Annotated in this window: 14 protein-coding genes and 1 pseudogene; 10 read left to right on the forward strand and 5 right to left on the reverse strand. The window is 54.5% G+C overall.

Going from position 1 to position 19,946, the window contains the following annotated elements:
* Positions 1 to 11 precede the first annotated feature (11 nt).
* Positions 12 to 2,690, forward strand: a complete 2,679-nt coding sequence (locus MKX51_RS01405) for a glycoside hydrolase (RefSeq protein ID WP_340990926.1) — start codon at positions 12 to 14, stop codon at positions 2,688 to 2,690.
* Between the two features lie 118 nt (positions 2,691 to 2,808).
* On the opposite strand, the gene MKX51_RS01410 is transcribed toward MKX51_RS01405, so the two are convergent.
* The gene (locus MKX51_RS01410) at positions 2,809 to 3,417 is read right to left on the reverse strand and encodes a superoxide dismutase (RefSeq protein WP_340990927.1); all 609 of its coding nucleotides are present in this window, start codon (positions 3,415 to 3,417) and stop codon (positions 2,809 to 2,811) included.
* A 416-nt stretch (positions 3,418 to 3,833) separates the two neighbouring features.
* Between MKX51_RS01410 and MKX51_RS01415 the strand changes: the two genes are divergently transcribed.
* The 5 genes and pseudogenes from MKX51_RS01415 to folE all read left to right on the forward strand — a co-directional run bounded on the left by MKX51_RS01415 (position 3,834) and on the right by folE (position 7,318).
* Entirely contained in the window at positions 3,834 to 4,253 is a 420-nt protein-coding gene (locus MKX51_RS01415; protein ID WP_036723776.1) for a GNAT family N-acetyltransferase, read from the forward strand.
* 204 nt (positions 4,254 to 4,457) lie between these two features.
* A complete protein-coding gene (gene lepB, locus MKX51_RS01420) occupies positions 4,458 to 5,075 on the forward strand; it encodes a signal peptidase I (RefSeq protein ID WP_340990928.1) in 618 nt (205 codons plus the stop codon).
* A gap of 35 nt (positions 5,076 to 5,110) precedes the next feature.
* Positions 5,111 to 6,298, forward strand: a pseudogene (gene queG / locus MKX51_RS01425) (tRNA epoxyqueuosine(34) reductase QueG); the annotation flags it as partial.
* 122 nt (positions 6,299 to 6,420) lie between these two features.
* Positions 6,421 to 6,666 carry a YneF family protein gene (locus MKX51_RS01430; RefSeq protein WP_036700040.1) on the forward strand — a complete coding sequence of 82 codons (246 nt, stop codon included), beginning with the start codon at positions 6,421 to 6,423 and terminating at the stop codon, positions 6,664 to 6,666.
* 58 nt (positions 6,667 to 6,724) lie between these two features.
* Entirely contained in the window at positions 6,725 to 7,318 is a 594-nt protein-coding gene (folE, locus tag MKX51_RS01435) for a GTP cyclohydrolase I FolE (protein WP_340990929.1), read from the forward strand.
* A 459-nt stretch (positions 7,319 to 7,777) separates the two neighbouring features.
* Here folE and MKX51_RS01440 read toward each other — a convergent pair whose 3' ends face one another.
* Together MKX51_RS01440 and MKX51_RS01445 are read right to left on the reverse strand one after the other, a co-directional pair.
* Positions 7,778 to 8,965, reverse strand: coding sequence for a Fe-Mn family superoxide dismutase (locus MKX51_RS01440; protein WP_340990930.1), 1,188 nt, complete (start codon positions 8,963 to 8,965; stop codon positions 7,778 to 7,780).
* A gap of 183 nt (positions 8,966 to 9,148) precedes the next feature.
* Positions 9,149 to 10,147 carry an alpha/beta hydrolase gene (locus MKX51_RS01445; protein ID WP_340995464.1) on the reverse strand — a complete coding sequence of 333 codons (999 nt, stop codon included), beginning with the start codon at positions 10,145 to 10,147 and terminating at the stop codon, positions 9,149 to 9,151.
* Positions 10,148 to 10,432: 285 nt separating this feature from the next.
* Here MKX51_RS01445 and MKX51_RS01450 point away from each other — a divergent pair, with 285 nt between their 5' ends.
* Together MKX51_RS01450 and MKX51_RS01455 are read left to right on the forward strand one after the other, a co-directional pair.
* Positions 10,433 to 11,185, forward strand: coding sequence for an IclR family transcriptional regulator (locus MKX51_RS01450; RefSeq protein WP_036723784.1), 753 nt, complete (start codon positions 10,433 to 10,435; stop codon positions 11,183 to 11,185).
* A gap of 165 nt (positions 11,186 to 11,350) precedes the next feature.
* Positions 11,351 to 13,570, forward strand: a complete 2,220-nt coding sequence (locus tag MKX51_RS01455; RefSeq protein WP_340990931.1) for a helix-turn-helix transcriptional regulator — start codon at positions 11,351 to 11,353, stop codon at positions 13,568 to 13,570.
* A gap of 92 nt (positions 13,571 to 13,662) precedes the next feature.
* Here MKX51_RS01455 and MKX51_RS01460 read toward each other — a convergent pair whose 3' ends face one another.
* A complete protein-coding gene (locus MKX51_RS01460) occupies positions 13,663 to 14,256 on the reverse strand; it encodes a hypothetical protein (protein WP_340990932.1) in 594 nt (197 codons plus the stop codon).
* Positions 14,257 to 14,451: 195 nt separating this feature from the next.
* Between MKX51_RS01460 and MKX51_RS01465 the strand changes: the two genes are divergently transcribed.
* The gene (locus MKX51_RS01465) at positions 14,452 to 15,684 is read left to right on the forward strand and encodes an IS110 family transposase (protein ID WP_340990933.1); all 1,233 of its coding nucleotides are present in this window, start codon (positions 14,452 to 14,454) and stop codon (positions 15,682 to 15,684) included.
* A 238-nt stretch (positions 15,685 to 15,922) separates the two neighbouring features.
* Entirely contained in the window at positions 15,923 to 16,942 is a 1,020-nt protein-coding gene (locus tag MKX51_RS01470) for an ABC transporter substrate-binding protein (protein WP_340990934.1), read from the forward strand.
* Between the two features lie 94 nt (positions 16,943 to 17,036).
* Here the strand turns inward: MKX51_RS01470 and acnA are convergent, their stop codons facing one another.
* Positions 17,037 to 19,781: an aconitate hydratase AcnA gene (gene acnA, locus MKX51_RS01475; RefSeq protein ID WP_340990935.1), complete on the reverse strand. Its 2,745-nt coding sequence runs from the start codon at positions 19,779 to 19,781 to the stop codon at positions 17,037 to 17,039.
* Positions 19,782 to 19,946: the final 165 nt, after the last annotated feature.

The following is a 19,946-nucleotide window of genomic DNA, read 5'->3' on the forward strand; positions in this document are numbered from 1 at the left end:
GATGATATGAGATGAAGCGGCTGGCAGCTATGGCGGTTACCGGCGTTGTTCTAGTGTGTGTTGTTATGATTCTGTTCAGTAATAGGAAAGAGGAGGAAATCCCTGTGCAGCACCAGAAACCGCCGGATGCGGCAGTGACGATAGACGGCAATGTCCGCTATCAGACTATCGATAACTTCGGCGCATCCGACGCCTGGTCCATGGACCCCCTGGGGAAGGAGTGGACCGAAGAGAATAAGAACAAGGTGGCAGATTTGCTGTTCTCACGTACCGAAGGGATCGGGCTGTCGGCCTGGCGCTTCAATATAGGTGCAGGCTCGGTAGAGACCGATCAGGTCATTATTCCAGATCCGTGGCGAAGAACGGAAGCCTTCAAAATAACGGAGGAAGGGCCGTACGACTGGAGCAGGCAGGCGGGCCAGCAGTGGTTCCTGCGGGCGGCCAAGGAGCGCGGAGTCGAATCTCTGATTGCTTTCGTCAACAGCCCGCCGGTCTGGATGACCCGGAATGGCCATGCCCAGCCTGATCCGGAGGTAGGGTCCAGTAATTTGAAGGAAGGCTCTGAAGCGGCATTCGCCTCCTTCCTGATTGAGGTGCTGGAGCATTTCAAGCAGGAAGGGCTGGCGTTCGATTATATCAGTCCCGTTAACGAGCCGACCTGGGACTGGAATCACGCGCAGCAGGAAGCCAGCCGGTACAACAATGACGACCTGAAGCGGGTGATTCTGGAGCTGCATGCCCAGCTTCGTTCTAGCGGGCTGGAAGCGCAGATCAGTGCCCCGGATGGAGTGGAGATTATTTCTCTGCTGGATGATGAGCACTACCGGGAGTTCGCGGGCAGCGGCGTCTATTCCAGCGGAGCCAATAGCCTGGGGCTGGGGAAATACCGGGAATACATTAAGGACCTGCTGGGTGACCCTGTGCTGAAGGAAGCGGTCGGCAATAAGATCGCCTCGCATTCCTACTGGTCTGATTACAGCCATTCCGGCGATGACCGTCTGGTGAAGCTAAGACAGCTGCTTGACGGTAATCTGAAGCAATATGATCCTGAGGCCAAATACTGGGTCACCGAGTACTGTATTATGGGCGATTATGGCCCGGGACGGGATCTGGGGATGGAGCCGGCGCTACAGGTGGCGCGCACCATTCACTTCGATCTGACCGAGGCGAATGCAGCCGCATGGCAGTGGTGGACCGCAGTATCCAAGGTAGATTACAAGGACGGCTTGTTGTACACCGATTACACTCAGCCTGGGGATGAGCAGAACATCCTGACCTCGAAGATTCTGTGGTCGCTTGGTAATTACAGCAGGTTCATCCGTCCCGGAGCGGTGCGGATTGCACTCTCCGGTCTGAGTCAGGAAGCCGGAAGCGGGCTGCTCGGCTCGGCTTACGTGTACGAGGAGGAGCAGAGCATGACGGCGGTGCTGGTGAATGACAGCCTGGAGGAGAAGCGGGTGCAGCTCACGCTGAGCGGACTGGGACTAAAGGCATCTGCCTTGCGTTCCTATGTAACCAATGAGCAGCTGGATCTGGCCCGCGGCGAGGATGTGGCTGCTGATGTAGCTGCTGATGAAGCTGCTAATGGGACAGCAGATGGGGAACAGGTATTCCAGGCCGTTATCCCGGCCAAGTCGGTGGTGACCCTGGTGGCAGGCGGGCCGGAACTAGAGGAGGAGGCTGGCTCGCCGGGTGAGGTTGCCGGAACTCAGGTTACCGGGACTCAAGCTGCACAGGACATTCCGGCGGCGGAGGACTATGCGGGCTATCTGTTCAGCTATTTCACAGGCGAAGGGAGCGAAGACGGCGAACAGGTATACTTCGCCCTCAGCGTAGGCAATGACCCGCTGCATTGGGAGGAGCTGAACGGCGGGAAGCCCGTGCTTACCTCCCCCTTGGGCGACAAGGGAGTCAGAGATCCCTTCATCATCCGTTCGCCTGAAGGAGACCGGTTCTACCTGATCGCCACCGATCTGAAGATCAACGGCAATTGGGATTGGGGCGCAGCCCAGACACGGGGCAGCCGGTCGATCATCGTGTGGGAATCGGATAATCTCGTGGACTGGTCGGAGCCTTGGGAAGCCAAGATCTCGCCGGAGGAGGCGGGGAATACCTGGGCACCTGAGGTAATCTATGACCAGGATAGCGGGGAATATATCGTATTCTGGGCCTCGCGGATGTTCGCCGATTCCGCTCACACCGGGGACGCCTACCAGACAATCCTGTACAGCAAGACACGCGATTTCCGCGCGTTCACAGAGCCGCAGGTCTATATGGACTACGGGCATTCGATTATTGATACCACTATGGCTGCGTATAACGGGAAGATCTACAGATTCACCAAGGATGAACGCGAGCAAGGCCCGGAATCCCCTTTTGGCAAAATGGTGTTCCAGGAGTCCCTGGATTCGGTATTTGCGCCTGAGGCAAAGCTGCTCAGCGGGAGTGTCGGCGGACTGAAGGGCATTGAAGGGCCGACCCTGTTCAAATCCAATACGGAGAAGAAGTGGTATCTGTTTGTGGATGAATTCGGAGGGAGAGGGTACATCCCGCTGGAGACGGAAGATCTGGATTCGGGCAAGTGGACGGTATCCTCTGATTATGAGCTGCCGGCCAGCCCCCGCCATGGAACGGTAATTCCGGTCACCCGGCGTGAGTACGACGCTCTGAACGCCAAGTTCATGCAGTGATCTAAGGCCGGGCCTAACGTACACGCTGGGCGGGGCCGGTATACAAAAACAGGTTCACCCTTGCCATTACGGCAGAGGTGAACCTGTTTGCTTAGAGCATCATGCTGAAGGCAGATGCTTATTTCGCGCTTTCGTAACGCTTGCCGACTTCTTCCCAGTTCACTACGTTCCAGAACGCCTTGATGTAGTCAGGACGTTTGTTCTGGTAGTTCAGGTAGTAGGCATGCTCCCAGACATCGAGGCCGAGGATTGGAGTTGCGCCTTCGCTGATCGGGTTATCCTGGTTCGGTGTGCTGGTTACAGCAAGCTTGCCGTCCTTCACAACGAGCCAAGCCCAGCCGCTGCCGAAGCGTGTAGTAGCTGCAGCCGCGAAGTCTTCCTTGAATTTATCGAAGCCGCCCAGCTCGCTGTTAATGGCAGCAGCCAGTGCGCCAGTTGGTGCGCCGCCGCCATTCGGTCCAATCACTTCCCAGAACAGGGTGTGGTTGGCATGTCCACCGCCGTTGTTGCGGACCGCTGTGCGGATCGCTTCCGGTACAGCGTTCAGGTCGGTCAGAAGCTCATCGATGCTTTTGTTTTGCAGTTCGGGTGCCTTTTCCAGTGCGGCGTTCAGGTTCGTCACATAAGTGTTATGGTGCCTGTCATGATGAATCTCCATCGTCAATGCGTCGATGTGTGGTTCAAGTGCGTTGTTCGGATACGGAAGTGCCGGTAATTGAAAAGCCATGGAAAAATCCCTCCTGATTATATGTTGGTTTTGGTATATATCCGTTGAGATACTATTATTAAAACGCATCTGGAACAATAATGCAACACTAAATAAACATTATTGTTTAAAAAGTATTTTTTCGTCCTCAGCTCACCGAAAGTGTTAAGCCTATGTTAAACTGATAAGACTCGTAACCGGGACGTTTTGACTACTAGAATTTCCTAATACATGTTAAATATGAAACTATATTGAATGTAAACGCTTCATATCAAGCGCTTTCAAAAGAAAAATGATGATAACGCGAGAAAAGTGTGCTTTAATAGAGACAAAAGCAGGTATTCCTCGGTTTTTGATGCTTTTTTCCACTTTATGCTGTTATGGAAACTCCTTCTTTTTGTAAAATCATAAGCCATAGAAAAGGGAGACTTGAAAGTATGCACGTTCGTTCCTTTCAATTAAGCGATGTAACTCCAGTGACTGAATTGCTGCAGACCGCATTATCGGAAGAATGTTTCGAGAGCACGATCGAGCCTTTCTCCAGGCAATTGTCATGGGATTCTGATCTCATTGTAGTTGCTGAGGATGAAGGAGAAATCATCGGTGCGCTGATTGGTACGATTGAGAAGAATCACGGCTGTTATTTCCGCATTGCCGTCCATCCGGATTACCGCCGCAGAGGAGTCGGCAAGAGTCTTGTAACGGCTATGGAGAGCAGATTTCAGGCGCGGAAGGTCAGCGGCATTTATGTTGCCGTCGATGAACACAATTCTTTTGCAATGCCTCTCTATGAAGCCATGGGTTATGACGAGAACCACATTTTCAAATCCGTGCGCAAGCTGAGCATTGTCGGGTAACTGTTGCTGAACCGCTGCTGTAAGCGGAATCAAAGGTCAGAGTAGAGAACTGTTGCAGGGCGGATACTTTGAATATGGGTATTCCTGCATAGTCTGTTTCATTATACTAAAGCATATCTTCCCTATGTCCATTGCAAATGGGCGGGAGATATGCTTTTCTATTGTTAAGGAACGGATAACCCAATCGAAGCAAGTAGGTGGCCTATGAACCGGGAGCTTGAAGAAGATTTCATGCGCAGCCGCAGACAAAGATACAGATCAGTAACGCATAACAACTCCAGACAGAAGTCGAGAAGAACTTGGATCAAGGATATGCGGGAGTGGATCATTACGGCAGGGATTGTGTTCGCTGTGATGTCACTGCTTAATATCTATGTGTTCAATGTGTCAACTGTAATCGGCCAATCCATGGAGCCTACCCTCTATCAGGGAGAGAAGCTGATTATTAATAAAATCGCCCTCAGCTTCGGGAATCCGGGCCGCGGGGAGGTTGTCGTCCTTCATGATCCCAGTACGGGACCCAGCCGCAAGGAATATCTGGTCAAGCGGGTAATCGGCATTCCCGGCGACATTATTGAAGTACGGAGCCAGCAGCTCTATCTCAACGGCAAGCTGCTGGATGAGCCATATATCGATACGTCTATAGAAGATCCTGATTTCAGCAGTCTGACCGTGCAGGCGGGGACCTACTTCGTCATGGGGGACAACCGGCATGCCGGAGCCAGCAAGGACAGCCGTTATTTCGGCGCTGTCGCAGGGGAGAGTATTGTGGGTAAGGTGTCCCTGATCTGGTGGCCTATCTCCAAGATGAAGGCCCTGTAGAGCAACCTTAGTCAATCTATAAAGGAGAGGCGGATATGCACCTCAACATCCAGAAAGGTTACGCTCCGCCCCCTTCCAATTGGGAGGAACTTAAGGCAGAGATTAAGGCGGCCGCCCCCGCGCTCGGTATCGACGATATCGGGTTCACCACTGCGGAGCCGTTTTTATATTTGAAGAACATTCTCCAGGAGCATCGGGACAAGGGGTACGAATCCGGCTTCGAGGAGCCTGACCTGGACAAGCGGACGGTTCCGGCCCTCCAGTCCGGAGAGCAGCCGCTCTCCATCATTGCTATTGCGGTGGCCTATCCCTCCAAAATGGAGGACCCGCCCAAATCCGAGCCGGGTGCGCGCAGAGGTATTCTGGCCCGCGCCTCCTGGGGCCAGGATTACCATCATGTCCTTCGTGAAGCGCTGGCGAAGCTGGAGAGCTTCATCCGTGAGCGTGTCCCGGATGCTGTGCTGGAGAGCATGGTGGATACGGGAGCACTGGTAGACCGGGCAGTAGCGGAGCGGGCGGGGATCGGCTTCAGCGCCAAGAACTGTGCCATTATCTCACCCAAGTGGGGATCATGGATCTATCTGGGGGAGATGGTGACGAATCTCCCGCTTCCCCCAGACCAGCCTGTAGAGGAGGGCTGCGGCGATTGCACCAAATGCATCGACGCCTGCCCTACCGGCGCGCTGGTCGGACCGGGCCAGCTCAATGCCCAGGCCTGTATCTCCTTCCTGACCCAGACGAAGGGCTTCCTGAGCGATCACTATATGACCAAGATCGGGAACCGGCTCTACGGCTGCGATACCTGCCAGATTGTCTGTCCGCATAACCGCGGCAAGAATTGGAACCACCGCCCGCAGCTTCTGCCTGATCCTGAGGTGGTCAAGCCGCTGCTGATGCCGATTCTGGATCTCAGCAACCGGGGATTCAAGGAGAAATTCGGCAGCAGCTCCGCCGCCTGGCGCGGCAAGAATCCGATCCAGCGCAACGCGGTCATCGCGCTGGGCAACTTCAAGGAGGCTTCGGCGGTGCCGAAGCTGACGGAGCTTGTGCTGAAGGAGACGCGGCCGGTGATGCGCGGGACGGCAGCCTGGGCGCTGAGCCGCATCGGCGGCGAAGAGGCCCTTGCGGCTGTTGAGCAGGCGCTTGGGAGCGAAGAGGACGCTGCGGTACGCGACATGCTGGAGCGGGCCGCAGGCAAGCTGCGTGAGCAGAGAGCAGCAGACGGGAAATGAACCGGCTGTCAACGGGATTTGCCAATTGCTGTCCAGTTGTTGAAATGCTATGATAGATTCGCGTGCCTGAACAGGGTTATCGCCAGACAATAGAGTACAAAGGTGGATTACAGATGAACATTGCATTGCCTATTATTACGCTTGTGGTAGGTCTGATCGGCGGATTCTTCATCGGTGTGTATTATCTGCGCAGACAGATGACAACGATGCAGAATGATCCTGAAATGCTGCAGAAGGTTGCCAAGCAAATGGGGTATAACCTGAACGGGAAGCAAATGCAGCGTGCCCAGCAGATGATGAAGAACGGTAATCCGCCGGGGCGTCCTGCTGCGGGCAAAGGACATTCCCGCAAGAAGTAATAATGATGATCGTATAATAGATAAGAGTCAGCTGCAGGTGCGGAAGGGGGGAGTTTTCATGGGGGGCATCAAGGAGTACAAGAACGGGAAGGTTACTGTAAACCGTGAGCAGATTGAGTATCATGTTGAGAAAATTCTGGAATTAATCGGTGAGGATACGAGCCGTGAAGGCCTGCTGGAAACACCGGCCAGAGTGACCCGGATGTATGAAGAGATCTTCGGCGGTTATTCCGTTGATCCGCGCGAAGCGCTGGGCGTAACCTTCGACGAGTCTCATGAAGAGCTGGTCATTGTGAAGGATATTGTCTACTATAGCCAATGCGAGCATCACATGGCTCCATTCTTCGGCAAGGTGCATATCGGTTATGTGCCCAGCGGCCGCATTGCCGGACTCAGCAAGCTGGCCCGGCTCGTAGAAGCGGTCAGCCGCCGGTTACAGGTGCAGGAGCGCATTACGGCCCAGATCGCCGACATCATGACTGAGGTGCTGAATCCGCACGGTGTCATGGTTGTAGTCGAAGGGGAGCATCTGTGCATGTGTGCCCGGGGCGTGAAGAAGCCGGGCAGCAAGACGGTTACGATGGCCACCCGCGGCACCTTCCGTGAGGACGCTGCGGCAAGGGCCGAGTTCCTGGCCTTGATCAAGGAATAAGGCCGGAGCCGGGAAGGATAAGCTTGCCGGACCGGCCCTGCAAGCGCAAAAGCCCGCCTGCCACTTCAACAGTGGCGGCGGGCTTTTGCGCGCGAAGGTGCGTGGCTCAAATGTATGCGAAAAACAACATACATTTGCTGGCACGCAGGCATGTGGCCCGAATGTATGCGGAAAATAGCATACGTTTGCTAGCGCGCAGGCTTGTGGCCCGAATGTATGTGAAAAACAGTATACATTCTGCTCGCTAGCAGGCACACGGCCTAAATGTGTGTGAAAAACAGCATACATTGTGCTCGCGCGAAGGTGTGTGGCCCAATACCTCCACAGCTTCTAATAAATTTAGAGAAATCCTGCAAGAAGTGCAACAATGCTACTCCATACAAGCAGCCGGTGAGAGTGAACAACCTCAGAATTGGCCAGAGATACGCAGAACGCCGCCATGAGAGGGAGGAATCAGCCTCAGAAAGGCTGCCAGACCAGCTTGCGGGCGGCCCCGTAGCGCTCGGCGACATAAGGCCAGTTCACGACTCTCCACCAGTCCTGGATGTAATCGGCGCGGTTGTTCTGATGCTTGAGGTAATAGGCATGCTCCCACACATCGAGGGCCAGCAGCGGAACGACATCCCATTGGGACAGGTTCTGATGCTTCTCAGCCGTCAGGATCTCCAGTCTGCGGCTGCGCGGGCTCCAGACCAGAATAGCCCATCCGCCGCCCTCGACTTTACCCGCGGCCTCAGTGAACTGGGTCTTGAAGGCGTCATAGCTTCCGAAGCTGCGTTCTATAGCGTCCAGCAGGGCGCCGGAGGGGCGGCCGCCTCCTTGCGGGGACATGACATTCCAGAAGATCGTATGCAGATAGTGTCCGGCTCCATTGAACGCAAGCTCCCGCTCCCAATGCTTAACCAGATCGTAGTCGCCACTCAGGCGCGCTTCCGCCAGCTTGTTCTCCGCCTTGTTCAGCCCGTCTACATAGCTCTGGTGATGCTTGTCGTGATGAATGATCATCGTCTTCTCGTCAATATACGGCTCCAGTGCATTATAGGCATAAGGCAGAGGGGGAAGCGTATGCCCGCCGATGGGAACCGCGCCTGCCTCGCGGGATTCCCATAACGGAACTGCGAAGCTTCCTGTTCCCTGTAGACTGTCATCGCCTGCAGCAGGATCGGGTGAAGGTGCGGGTTCAGCCTGTTCCGGCGGATTCATCCGCAGCTTCCCGGGCCCGTAGTCCGCAGGAGTCAGAGCGGCTAGTACAGCGAGGAAGTATTCGGACTCCCGGATGAAGTGCAGCAGCGTTGTTCCCGCCAGGGGGAAGGCATTGACGGCGGCGCTGGCCTCCTTCATGGCCTTCAGGTGCCGGATGAATTCGGCGGACTGGTCGCAGGCGGTCTGCAGCAGCCGCCCGGCTTCGGCAGAGGGACTCCCCGGACCGCCTGCGTCCGGTGCCTGGGGACTAGCGAGCAGCTGCTGCGCCGTCTGTTCTGTAGCCAGGAAGACAATGGCCCAGTCCTCCAGCAGCTTTACATAAGGCTCCTCCAGGCGTGGGATGATCTGGATCAGGACCTCGGCATGCTCCTTCTCCTGATTTTTCCAGAAGGCAATCTCCCCTAGAATCTGTACTGGCGGCGGTGCAACGAATACATATGGCATGACATGTAGTCCTCCCGTCCTAAAGTTTCATCGGTCCATTATATGCCGGAGAGGGACAGCTTATGAGACTGGCCTGTGAGGGGAATTGCGGCGGACTGGAGTCCTGTGTCCCGCACAGTAAAAAGGCATGCACAGAATGTATCACAGGATACATCTGCACATGCCTTAGGTAACGATAAGATGCTATTTGCTTGCGGTGGGGTTGCCTTGGCTCCCGCTGATCTGGGCCAGCTGCACATTCCCGAGAAAAGCGGATACCCGCCGCAGATACTCACGCGGATGCTCGCGGAACAGCAGCTCATGATGGCTGTCCTCCACGATCCATGAATCCGAATACGGATTGCTCTGGTTCGCCGCCAGCTCCTCGGCAATCGGATAAGGTGCCTTATCGTCCTTGGTGCCGTGCATGAACAGTACCGGGAACGGATAATCCTCCGATTTGACCTTGGAGTAAGGAATCTGATTCAGTCCTGTGCCGTTCAGCACCGGGAAGAGCATCTCCATAATCTCCAGCGAAGGCTGGCGGGGAAGATTGATGTTCTGCTTGATGTTATGGTACAGGGTGTCCGGTTCCAGCAGGAAGGTGCTGTCCAGAATCATCGCATCCACATCTTTGGTTACAAGTCCTGCCTGCAGGGCGGTGCCTGCGCCCATCGAGAAGCCCCAGACCACAATCTGGTCTGCCCCCTTCTCCTTGGCGAAGGCAATGGCTCCGAGCAGCTGCTGGGATTCTTTTTTGCCGCCGGTTGCGATATCCCTGTCGGTCTTGGAGGCGAAGCCGTAGTCGAACATGACGACATTGAATCTCAGGCTGTGCGCGTAGTGGGCCAGATCATACATGGGAACCCAGCTCTCCTCGCGGTTCGCGCCATAGCCGTGACTGAAAATAATAGTTTTGGTAGCTCCTTTGGAAGGAATATACCATCCCTCCATCATCCGGCTGCCGTCCTTGGCAGGGAAGCTGATATCCTCGTAGGCAAGCCCCTTGGCCTGATAAGGATTGGAGTAAAGTGGGGCTACGGTAGGATTCGAGAGTACCCAGGCGATATAGGCATGCAGGGCGATGAAGCAAAATACAAAGAAGAAGAATACGGATAACAGCAGGGCCACAATGATGTGCTTAAGGCGTATCATCCGAAGTGGAATTAGTGTTGACGAAGCGGGCTTACCCTCGTTAGGCATACGGGAGACCGGCGCGCCGGGATGACTAGTTGCCAGATTCATAAGGTCCCCTCCTGGAAAGTTTCAAGATTCAGAGCATGAATAGTTCATATATTTAATCGTAAATTTATGCCCTTACAAAGTCAATGGAAATGGTTCTTTTGTAATGTAACTGTAAACTGCGGACGGCTGATTATGGATACGGAATCTACTGGACTTTATTTAGGCTTTTGCACTAAGATAGGGATATCTTAATAATTATGTAACCGGGTTTCAATAGGTGAAACATGTGAAGGGGAGATCGGGGTGGAAGACCGGAAGCTGACTGTACGCGCCGTAGAACGTGCGCTGGATATATTACTGTGCTTCACTCAGGATAATGATGATTATGACCTTAGTCTGACGGAGATCTCTGCGAAGATCGGCCTGCATAAAAGCACAGTGCACCGCCTGCTGACCACACTGGAGGAGAAGGGCTTCCTGCAGCGGGATGAGGGGACGGACAAATACCGCCTGGGCATCCGCATCTGGGAGCTGTCCACACATCTCCCGACGCTGAACGAGCCGGCGGTGCTTCTGCTGCCCGCCATGGAGCGGCTGCGCGACCGCCTGGGAGAGACAGTCAGCCTGTATCTGCGCGACAATCTGGAGCGTGTGCGCATTCAGGCGGTGCAGAGCCGGCAGGCTATCCGCCGGGTAGCCCAGATCGGCGCAAGGCTGCCGCTCTCGGTAGGCGCATCAAGCAAGGTTCTGGCTGCTTATGCGCCGCCGGAAGTGCAGGTCCGGCTGCTGGCCGATCCCGCATGGCCGGACAGCGTAGACCGCAGCCAGTACCTGGAGCAGCTGAAGGAGATCACCCGCTGCGGCTATGCGACCAGCTTCGAGGAACGCGAGCCGGGAGCGGCAGCCGTGGCTGTGCCCATCGCCGGACGGGCCGGGGGCGTGGTAGCAGCGCTCTCGATGTCCGGCCCGGTCAGCCGCCTGTCGCGGGAGACCCTGGAGGAATATGCTGTCATTTTGGCTGAGGCCGCTGCTGAAATGGGCCTAATGATGGGCTAACCTGAGGCCTACGGCAGCGGATTTATGAAGGGAAAATTTAGGACATACAGGCTATTCAGCCTTCGACATTCATTGTATATCTAGTTAAAATGAACTATCATTAGTAATGATTAGCTAAATTAAGATTGAAGAAATAATAGGAATCTAAGTGCACGAGGTGATGGGATGAAAGTAGTTATACCCGATTCACTGATGGGAGAAATTCAAGAGCTCCAGGATACGTTCGGCTCTGTTACGGGCCAGGCGCTTGTGCTTACGGATCAGGCTGGGAATGTGGTGACCCGCCCGACGCTTTCCGGAATATTCTATCAGAAGATGTTTAAATCTTTACAGGTCATAGAGCGGCCCTTCGAGCCTGCATTGCTCAGAATGGGCCCCTTATCATATCCTGCCGTACTTGAAGAGTGGGTCCCCGGACTGAAGTATGTGGTCAGTCCGCTGGTGCCTGACTATGGGCAGACATACTATTTATGGTCCGGCTTATATATGGAAGAAGGTACACGCGGGCTTGTGCTGCAGGCGTTCGAGGCCAAGATGCGGAAACACCCCGACTATGAGATGCTGAAGGATGTACTGGCCGCCATGCCTGAGCTTAGCCGGGAAGGCATCGTCAGCATCAGGGGGAAATTGAGTGTGCTCGGGAATGTGCTCTCCAAATTGCTGGCGGGGTGCGCAGTGAAGCCGCTGGAACAGAGACGGAGCCTGGTGATTTCCCAGCTGTTATCCAATCTGGAGAGTGAGTTCCTGAAGATAGAGGTTGTGCTGCAGCAGATGGCCGGTACGTTCTCTGATGCGGAGCTGTATGCCTTTGCCCAAGAGGAGGAGGCCGGACAGTTCAAGGTCAAATATTCTGCCGGCAAAGAAGCAGGACTTCTCATGAATGCCGGGTTCCAGCAGGGAGACGGCTTCCTGGGACAGGCAGTTCTGGGCAGGGAGCCCCGGCACTGGCAGGACATTGCCCAAGATCCGAGATCGTTATTCTTCACTCAGCGCGCAATGACGCAGCCGGAATATTTGTCATGCTATCCGCTGAGAATTCACAGCGGGAAGAGGGCGTTGCTGCTTGCTGTAGGCTTTGGGAAGAGCCATCCAATCCAGGATTATGCCCAGCATGAGCAGAATGTTGCTGCGCTCCTGGGCTTATCCGGACGGGGAGAGCAGCTGGTGCAGCGCGAAGCCCTGCGCAGGGAAGCCACCCAGCGCTTGAAGGAGGCTGCCCGCCTGCTGCCGCAGGCCGCATCCATTCAGGAGCTGGGTACTGTGCTGCTGGATATGGTAATAGGCATGCCGTTCTTCCCGTCATCGGTGCTCGTGTTCTTCGAGGAGCAGCCGGGGGATACCCATTACGCCAAGGGGTGGAGGCCGGAGGAGATTGCGCTGTATGTCCAGGACCTACAGTCCCGTTACTCCTCGCAGGCCTTTCTCTCTTCTGCGATCATCAACGGGGAGGCCGAGGGGCAGGTCTTGCTCGAATGTCCGCTGATTGCCGAGAAGGTATTCAAGGGCATTCTGTCTGTGGGCTTCAGACGCCGCAGCGAAGCTGAGGAGTGGCTGTCCTTAACCGGCTGTCTCGCCAGTCTGGCGAGTACTTCGATCCGTCTGATCGAGAAGGAAGTCAGACATATGAAGCAGGCAGGGGTCTTCACCGGACAGACACTTCATTATCTCCGGCTCAGTAATCCCGAGCTGCACCGCCTGTCGGCAGAGGCTTCTTCCATGGCGTATGAGCTTGCCCGTTATACAGGACTGCCAGAGCGGGAGTCAGAGCAGATGAGAACGGCCGCTCAGCTGGCTCCGTTCAGGCTGGATTTCCTGCATGGATACGGGTTCTACCCGGAGGAGCTTACTTTGCTGAAGCAGGTGGACCAATTTGCTTCGTTCTATTTTCAGATCAATAAGCCTTCGGTCTCTGTCACTGCCCAACTGCTCGCGCTGGTGCTTCATCATGCAGGCAAGGGCGCGGATAAGGAGCTGCTGGCGGACTCGGATCTGGAGTGGCTGGACCCCGCCCGCTTCAACCTGGATGATCATGTGGTCGGGGAGCTGTACAGTGAGCCGCGCACTACCTTCGAATCCTTCTTGCGCAGCCGCTCGGAAGCGTTGCCCGCCAAAAGAGGTGTGTCGGCAGGGAAGCTGCTGAACAGTACGGCACTGAAGACGCCCAAGGAGGAATGGGGAATCTCGCCGCGCGAGGAGGAAGTCCTGGAGCTGATTATTCTGGGCAAGACGAACAAGGAGATTGCCAGCGCCTTGTTTATCAGCGAGCATACCGTCAAGAATCATCTAAGCCGTATTTTTAATAAAATGGACGTAACAGACCGCTCACAGATCATAGCACTGGTCTACAAAAGAATATTCGATTCCGAGCGTATCGAGATGTCCTGAAAGCCCTCCTGAGGCTGCGATAATTTATCAGCTTATTTCAGAGAAATGAAATCCCCTTTCCAGCGAAAGGGGATTTTTTGGTGATTAGGAACTTATGGTTTTCGTCCGATGTGTATAAGTTGTGCATAAAGTTGGGGGGAAGTGTCTTGGAGCATCGACGGGATGACTATATTCTGAATCAGTAATAGGAATGACTTCGCTGATTTCACCGAACACATGGACAGCGAGTGGTCATCTGGGCCGGATATGGTCGAAAAACCGACCACATTCGGTGCGGCAGGGGCGTGTGGGCCGGATAAGGTCGAAAAACCGACTACATTCGGTGCGGCAGAAGCGTGTGGGCCGGATAGGGTCGAAAAACCGACCACATTCGTTGAGGCAGGGGCGTGTGGGCCGAATGTGGTCGAAAAACCGACTACATTCGTTGCGGCAGAAGCGTGTGGGCCGAATGTGGTCGAAAAACCGACTACATTCGTTGCGGCAGAAGCGTGTGGGCCGGATAAGGTCGAAAAACCGACTACATTCGTTGCGGCAGGGGCGTGTGGGCCGGATAAGGTCGAAAAACCGACCACATTCGTTGCGGCAGGGGCGTGTGGGGCGAATGTGGTCGAAAAACAGGCATGACAAGACAGAGGCCTTGTCACCCCCAGGAATGAAAATAAGTGGGTGGCATCCGTCGCAACCATTCTAAATGAGGCTGTAGTCGTCAACACTACATATACAAATCAAAGGGCGGAAACGGTTACTGGGATACACCCCGTGCGAAAAACTGTTCTATTGCGCTTTTCGAGCATCGCCTATTGTAGCCCCCAAAAGTACGTGTATTAAATTACACTCACTCGAGCGCATGATTTGTAAGCTGACGATGGAGGATGATTGGAATGGATGCTGTACGTATGTGTTGCGCCGGTCTAGACGTGCACCAGGAAACCGTTGTGGCCTGCGTGTTGAAAGGACCGATCGAACAGAAACCACAATGTCACCTGAAAACCTTTGGGACGACAACCCGAGAATTGCTAGGCCTGCAAGATTGGCTGAATGAACACGGCTGTCGGGAAGTGGTGATGGAGAGTACCGGCGTGTTTTGGAAACCGGTATGGAATATCTTAGAGGGCAGTTGTGATCTGGTCTTGGCCAACGCCCAGCGGGTAAAGAATATGCCGGGTCGAAAAAGTGACATGCAAGATGCGCGCTGGTTAGCGCAATTGCACCGTTGCGGGCTCATTGAAGGCAGTATGGTGCCAGAACAGGACATCCGGGATTTGCGAGACTTGACCCGTTACCGGAGTAAGATGGTGCAGGCGGTGACGGCGGAGAAAAACCGTATTCACAAAATCCTGCAGGATGCTAACATCAAGCTGACCACCTTTATGTCCGATCTATATGGGGTTTCGGGCCGGGGCCTGCTCCAGAAGATCATGGACGGCGAGGTCGTAGACGAAATGGCCGTTAAAAGCCTGGTCAAAACCCGTTTAAAAAAGAAAGTTCCGCAGTTGCTAGACGCGCTCAATGGCAAGTTGCGCCGTCATCATCGGGAGATGATTCGAGACCATTGGGACCACTTGGTCTATTTGGAGAAAAGGATCACGGAGCTGGAAGCGCGAATCGAGGCGAAGGCAGAACCGTACCTGGAGGTGATTGAACAAATTGACTCCATTCCAGGAATTGAGCGGACGTCTGCCGTGACCATCTTTGCCGAAGTGGGGCCGCATGTCGCGGAAATGTTCCCGAGTGATGCGCAGTTTGCTTCATGGGCGGGGGTGTGTCCAGGGAACAACGAAAGCGCGGGAAAGCGAAGAAAGTCAAAAACGATGCAAGGGAACAAGCATCTGAAAGGGGCCTTGTGTCAGGCGGCTTGGGCGAACTCTCGGTCCTCGAACCGGATCGGCCAATTCTTTCGACGAATACGTAAGAGACGAGGCGATAAAAAAGCAAACGTCGCCACCGCGCATTTGCTGATTCGAATCCTCCATGCCCTGATGCGGGAGAAGAGGTCCTACCAAGAAATAGACGTCTCACTAGGCGATGAGACGTCCAAGAAAAACCGGTTGGATCGGTACGTGCAATATATCCAGCAGTTAGGATATAGCGTGCAACTAAATCCTACCCCATAGTCTCCCCTTTTTCAAAAAAAACGAAACGTTTTTTTAGGGCGGTGGGTCTTTTTTTGTCAAAATCCAGTCTGCGGTGCATTGTCCGGTACTTTTATTTTCGTATTAAACCGATCAGAATGGGGATGCTGCAGGTATTTTGTTCTGCGGAAAGTTCCTGAAGTGTTGTCAGCCTGCCTACTCTGTGATATATTACTAATGATAATGATTATCAATATCACATATACATAGGGGGATTATCTTGCGACACTCTAAACAAAGTCTTATCCTGATTGTCTTTACTCTCGTCATGGCTCTCCTGCTGGCAGCCTGCGGTTCATCGGGTAATTCCGGCTCAGGCTCCGGGACGGCAGCGAATGCACCTGCACCCGCAGCTTCTGAAGCACCTACTGCTGCTCCGGCTGCTGGCGAGCCTTCCGCTGAAGGAGAGATGGTTACCTTCCAGGATAGCGCCGGTGAGGTTCAAGTGCCTAAGAATCCGCAGCGAATCGTGGATACTACAGCTTTTTATACAGGATATCTTCTGGCACTGGGTGTGAAGCCGGTAGGGGTCATGCAAGGAGCCAAGGATAGTCCGTATCTTGCAGACATGCTTGAAGGTGCAGAAGGGCTTGGTGACGATGTCACCCCGGAGAATATCCTGTCCCTGGACCCTGACCTGATTATTGTGTATACCGGCACAGAAGGCATCGATAAGCTGAAGGAAATCGCGCCTGTGGTACAGATTCAATATGGTGCCAAGAATTATAAGGATCAGATGCTCGACTACGGTAAGCTGGTGAACAAGAATGATGAGGCGAAGGCCTGGATCGCCCAGTGGGAGGCCCGCATTGCTGAGCTGAAGCCGCAGGTGCAGGCTGCTGTTGGCAATAAGACCGTATCCATCCTGAACCCATATGCCAAGGGACTGTTTGTATTCGGACATAACTATGGCCGTGGCGGTGAGATTCTGTATGGGGAGTTCGGGCTGAAGGCTCCTGCAGAAGCGCAGAAGGAGGCCATCGACAGCGGAACTGGCTGGGCTTCCATCTCCCTGGAGAAGCTGCCGGACTTTGCCGGAGATATTATCTTCACCTGCCCGTGGTCAGGGGATACTACAGACCCGAAGATTGTCTATGACAATCCGCTGTGGAAGGGGCTTCCGGCGGTCAAGGCAGGGAATGTATTCCTGTTGAACCCTGCTGCCGATACGTACAATGATCCGATCTCCCTGGAGAAGCAGTTGGATTTCATTACGACCAGCCTGCTGTCAGTTAAATAAGGCCTATTTAGATAAAATAAAAAGCTGCGCCGGTATCAGACTGAAATCTGATACCGGCGCAGCTTGTATAATGATCTATCCTTATGAAGCCGAATTATTCTACCGGCTGAGCCGCTTCCGAAGCTGTAGCATCTGCCAGCATCTGGCGGAGGACTGTCTGCAGAATACCGCCATTGCGGTAGTAGTCGATATCTACGGTACTATCGAGACGTGCAATGACCGGGAAGTCGAACTGGGTGCCGTCTTCACGGGTAGCAGTGACTGTCAGCTCCTGTCCGGGAAGGACGTGGTTGTCAAGACCGGTAATGTCGAAGGTCTCGCGTCCGGTCAGCCCCATGCTGCTCCAGCCATGGCCTTCCTGGAACTGCAGCGGCAGCACGCCCATGCCGACGAGATTGCTGCGGTGAATCCGCTCGAAGCTCTCAGCGATGACGGCTTTGACTCCGAGGAGGAGTGTTCCCTTAGCAGCCCAGTCGCGGGAGCTGCCTGTGCCGTATTCTTTACCGGCGATAACGATCAGGTTCTGTCCGGCCGATTGGTACAGCATGGAGGCGTCATAGATCGACATCACCTCATCGCTCGGCAGGAAGGTGGTGACGCCGCCTTCTGTTCCAGGAGCCACTGCGTTGCGGATACGTATGTTGGCGAAGGTACCGCGCATCATCACCTCATGATTCCCGCGGCGTGAGCCGTAGGAGTTGAAGTCAGCGCGTTCCACGCCATGGCCGCGCAGATATTCTCCGGCTGGACCGGAAGTGGAGATATTCCCGGCTGGCGAGATATGGTCGGTAGTGACGGAATCGCCAAGCAGCGCAAGTACACGCGAGCTCTTGATATCCTTAATGTCAGAGACACCGTCTGCCAGATGCTCGAAGAATGGCGGATTCTGAATGTAGGTGGAGTTGTTATCCCATTCATACAGCTCGCCTTCCGGTACCGGAATGTTATTCCAGCGTTCATTGGCTGTGAATACATTCTCGTATTTGCTGCGGAACATTTCCGGACTGAGCGAGAGCCCTATGGCTTCGCGGATCTCGGCTGTAGTCGGCCAGATATCGGCCAGGAAGACAGGCTCACCCTGCGGGTCATAGCCCAGCGGCTCGGTCTTCAGGTCAATATTCACCGTGCCGGCCAGAGCGTAGGCGACAACCAGCGGCGGTGAAGCCAGATAGTTGGCTTTGACCTGGGCATGCACGCGGCCCTCGAAGTTACGGTTCCCGGATATTACGGCGGCAACCGTCATATCATGTTCTGTAATGGCTTCGCTGACTTCATCCGGCAGCGGGCCGGAGTTGCCGATACAGGTAGCGCAGCCGTAGCCGGCCAGGTAGAAGCCGAGCGCTTCCAGCGGCTTCAGCAGGTCTGCCTTCTGCAGATATTCCGTAACGACCAGCGATCCGGGAGTCAGGCTGCTTTTGACATAGCCCGGTTTGGTGAGACCGCGTTCTACAGCCTTCTTGGCAAGCAGTCCTGCGCCCAGCATTACGCTCGGGTTAGAGGTGTTCGTACAGCTCGTGATGGCTGCAATGACTACCGCTCCTGTAGAGAGCTTGCTAGTGCTTCCGTTCTTGTGCTGAATCTCAACTTCTTCGGCAATCTTCTCGTCGCTGAGGCCATAGCCGCCCTTGTCGACAGGTGTACGGATAATACCTTCGAAATTCTCCTTCATATGGGTAAGCTCTACCCGGTCCTGCGGACGCTTCGGTCCGGCCAGGCTGGGAACCACAGAAGCCAGATCCAGCTCAATGACATCGCTGAATGTCGGGTCAGGTGTCTCTGCGGTGCGGAACATGCCCTGCGCCTTATAATAATCCCCCACCAGCTCTACCAGCTCATCCGGGCGTCCGGTGCTGCGCAGATAGGCCAGTGTCTCATCATCTACAGGGAAGAAGCCGACGGTTGCGCCGTATTCAGGAGCCATGTTGGCTACTGTCGCCCGGTCTGCCAGACTGATGTTCGCCAGACCCGGACCGTAGAATTCAACGAACTTGCCGACTACGCCTTTCTTGCGCAGCATTTGGGTAACGGTAAGGGCCAGATCGGTAGCTGTGGCGCCTTCCATCAGACTGCCGGTCAGCTTGAAGCCGACGACATCCGGGGTAACGAAATACAGCGGCTGTCCGAGCATTCCTGCTTCAGCCTCAATTCCGCCAACGCCCCAGCCTACTACGCCAAGGCCGTTAATCATTGTAGTATGGGAATCCGTGCCGACCAGGGAATCCGGGTAGACAACCGTCTCTCCGTCAATGGTCTTGGTGGCCGCAACAGAGGCCAGATACTCCAGGTTCACCTGATGCACAATTCCGGTTGCCGGAGGAACCGCACGGAAATTATTGAAGGCGGTCTGTGCCCAGCGCAGGAAGCGGTAGCGCTCCTCATTACGCTCAAATTCTACGTTCATATTATATTCAAGGGCGTCGGCCGTTCCGAACGCATCCACCATAACCGAATGGTCAATAACAAGGTCAACCGGTACAAGCGGGTTGATCTTCTTCGGGTCTCCGCCCGCCTTCTTAACGGTATCGCGCATAGCCGCGAGATCGACAACTACAGGCACGCCGGTGAAATCCTGCAGGACAATCCGGGCAGGAATGAACGGGATTTCCTTATTGCGGTCAATGCCGCCGGACCAGTTGGCCAGCTGCTTGACATGTTCTTCAGTAATTGCCCGTCCGTCATATTGGCGGACAGCCGCTTCGAGTAAGACCTTAATGGAGAATGGCAGGGAGGAAATGTCGCCTGCACCTTGCTCCTCCAGAGCATTCAAATGATAGTAGCGATAAGTTTTGCCGCCTGATTTCAGGTTCTTGGCCAATGAAAAATGGTCCTTGCTTGGCATATATGCGCCTCCTCGTTTCATCTGGTGAAACTACATTTCATAATTCCTATACTTTAAGTATAACGTTTACAATGGGGGGAGTAAAGTTTTTTTTGCTCCTTGATGTAAGGTATATTCAGGGTTTCCACGGATGCATAGAACCCCCGGCTCCCTGACTTCCTTGCA

It is taken from the genome of Paenibacillus sp. FSL M7-0420 (assembly GCF_038002345.1).
Classification (GTDB): domain Bacteria; phylum Bacillota; class Bacilli; order Paenibacillales; family Paenibacillaceae; genus Paenibacillus_AQ.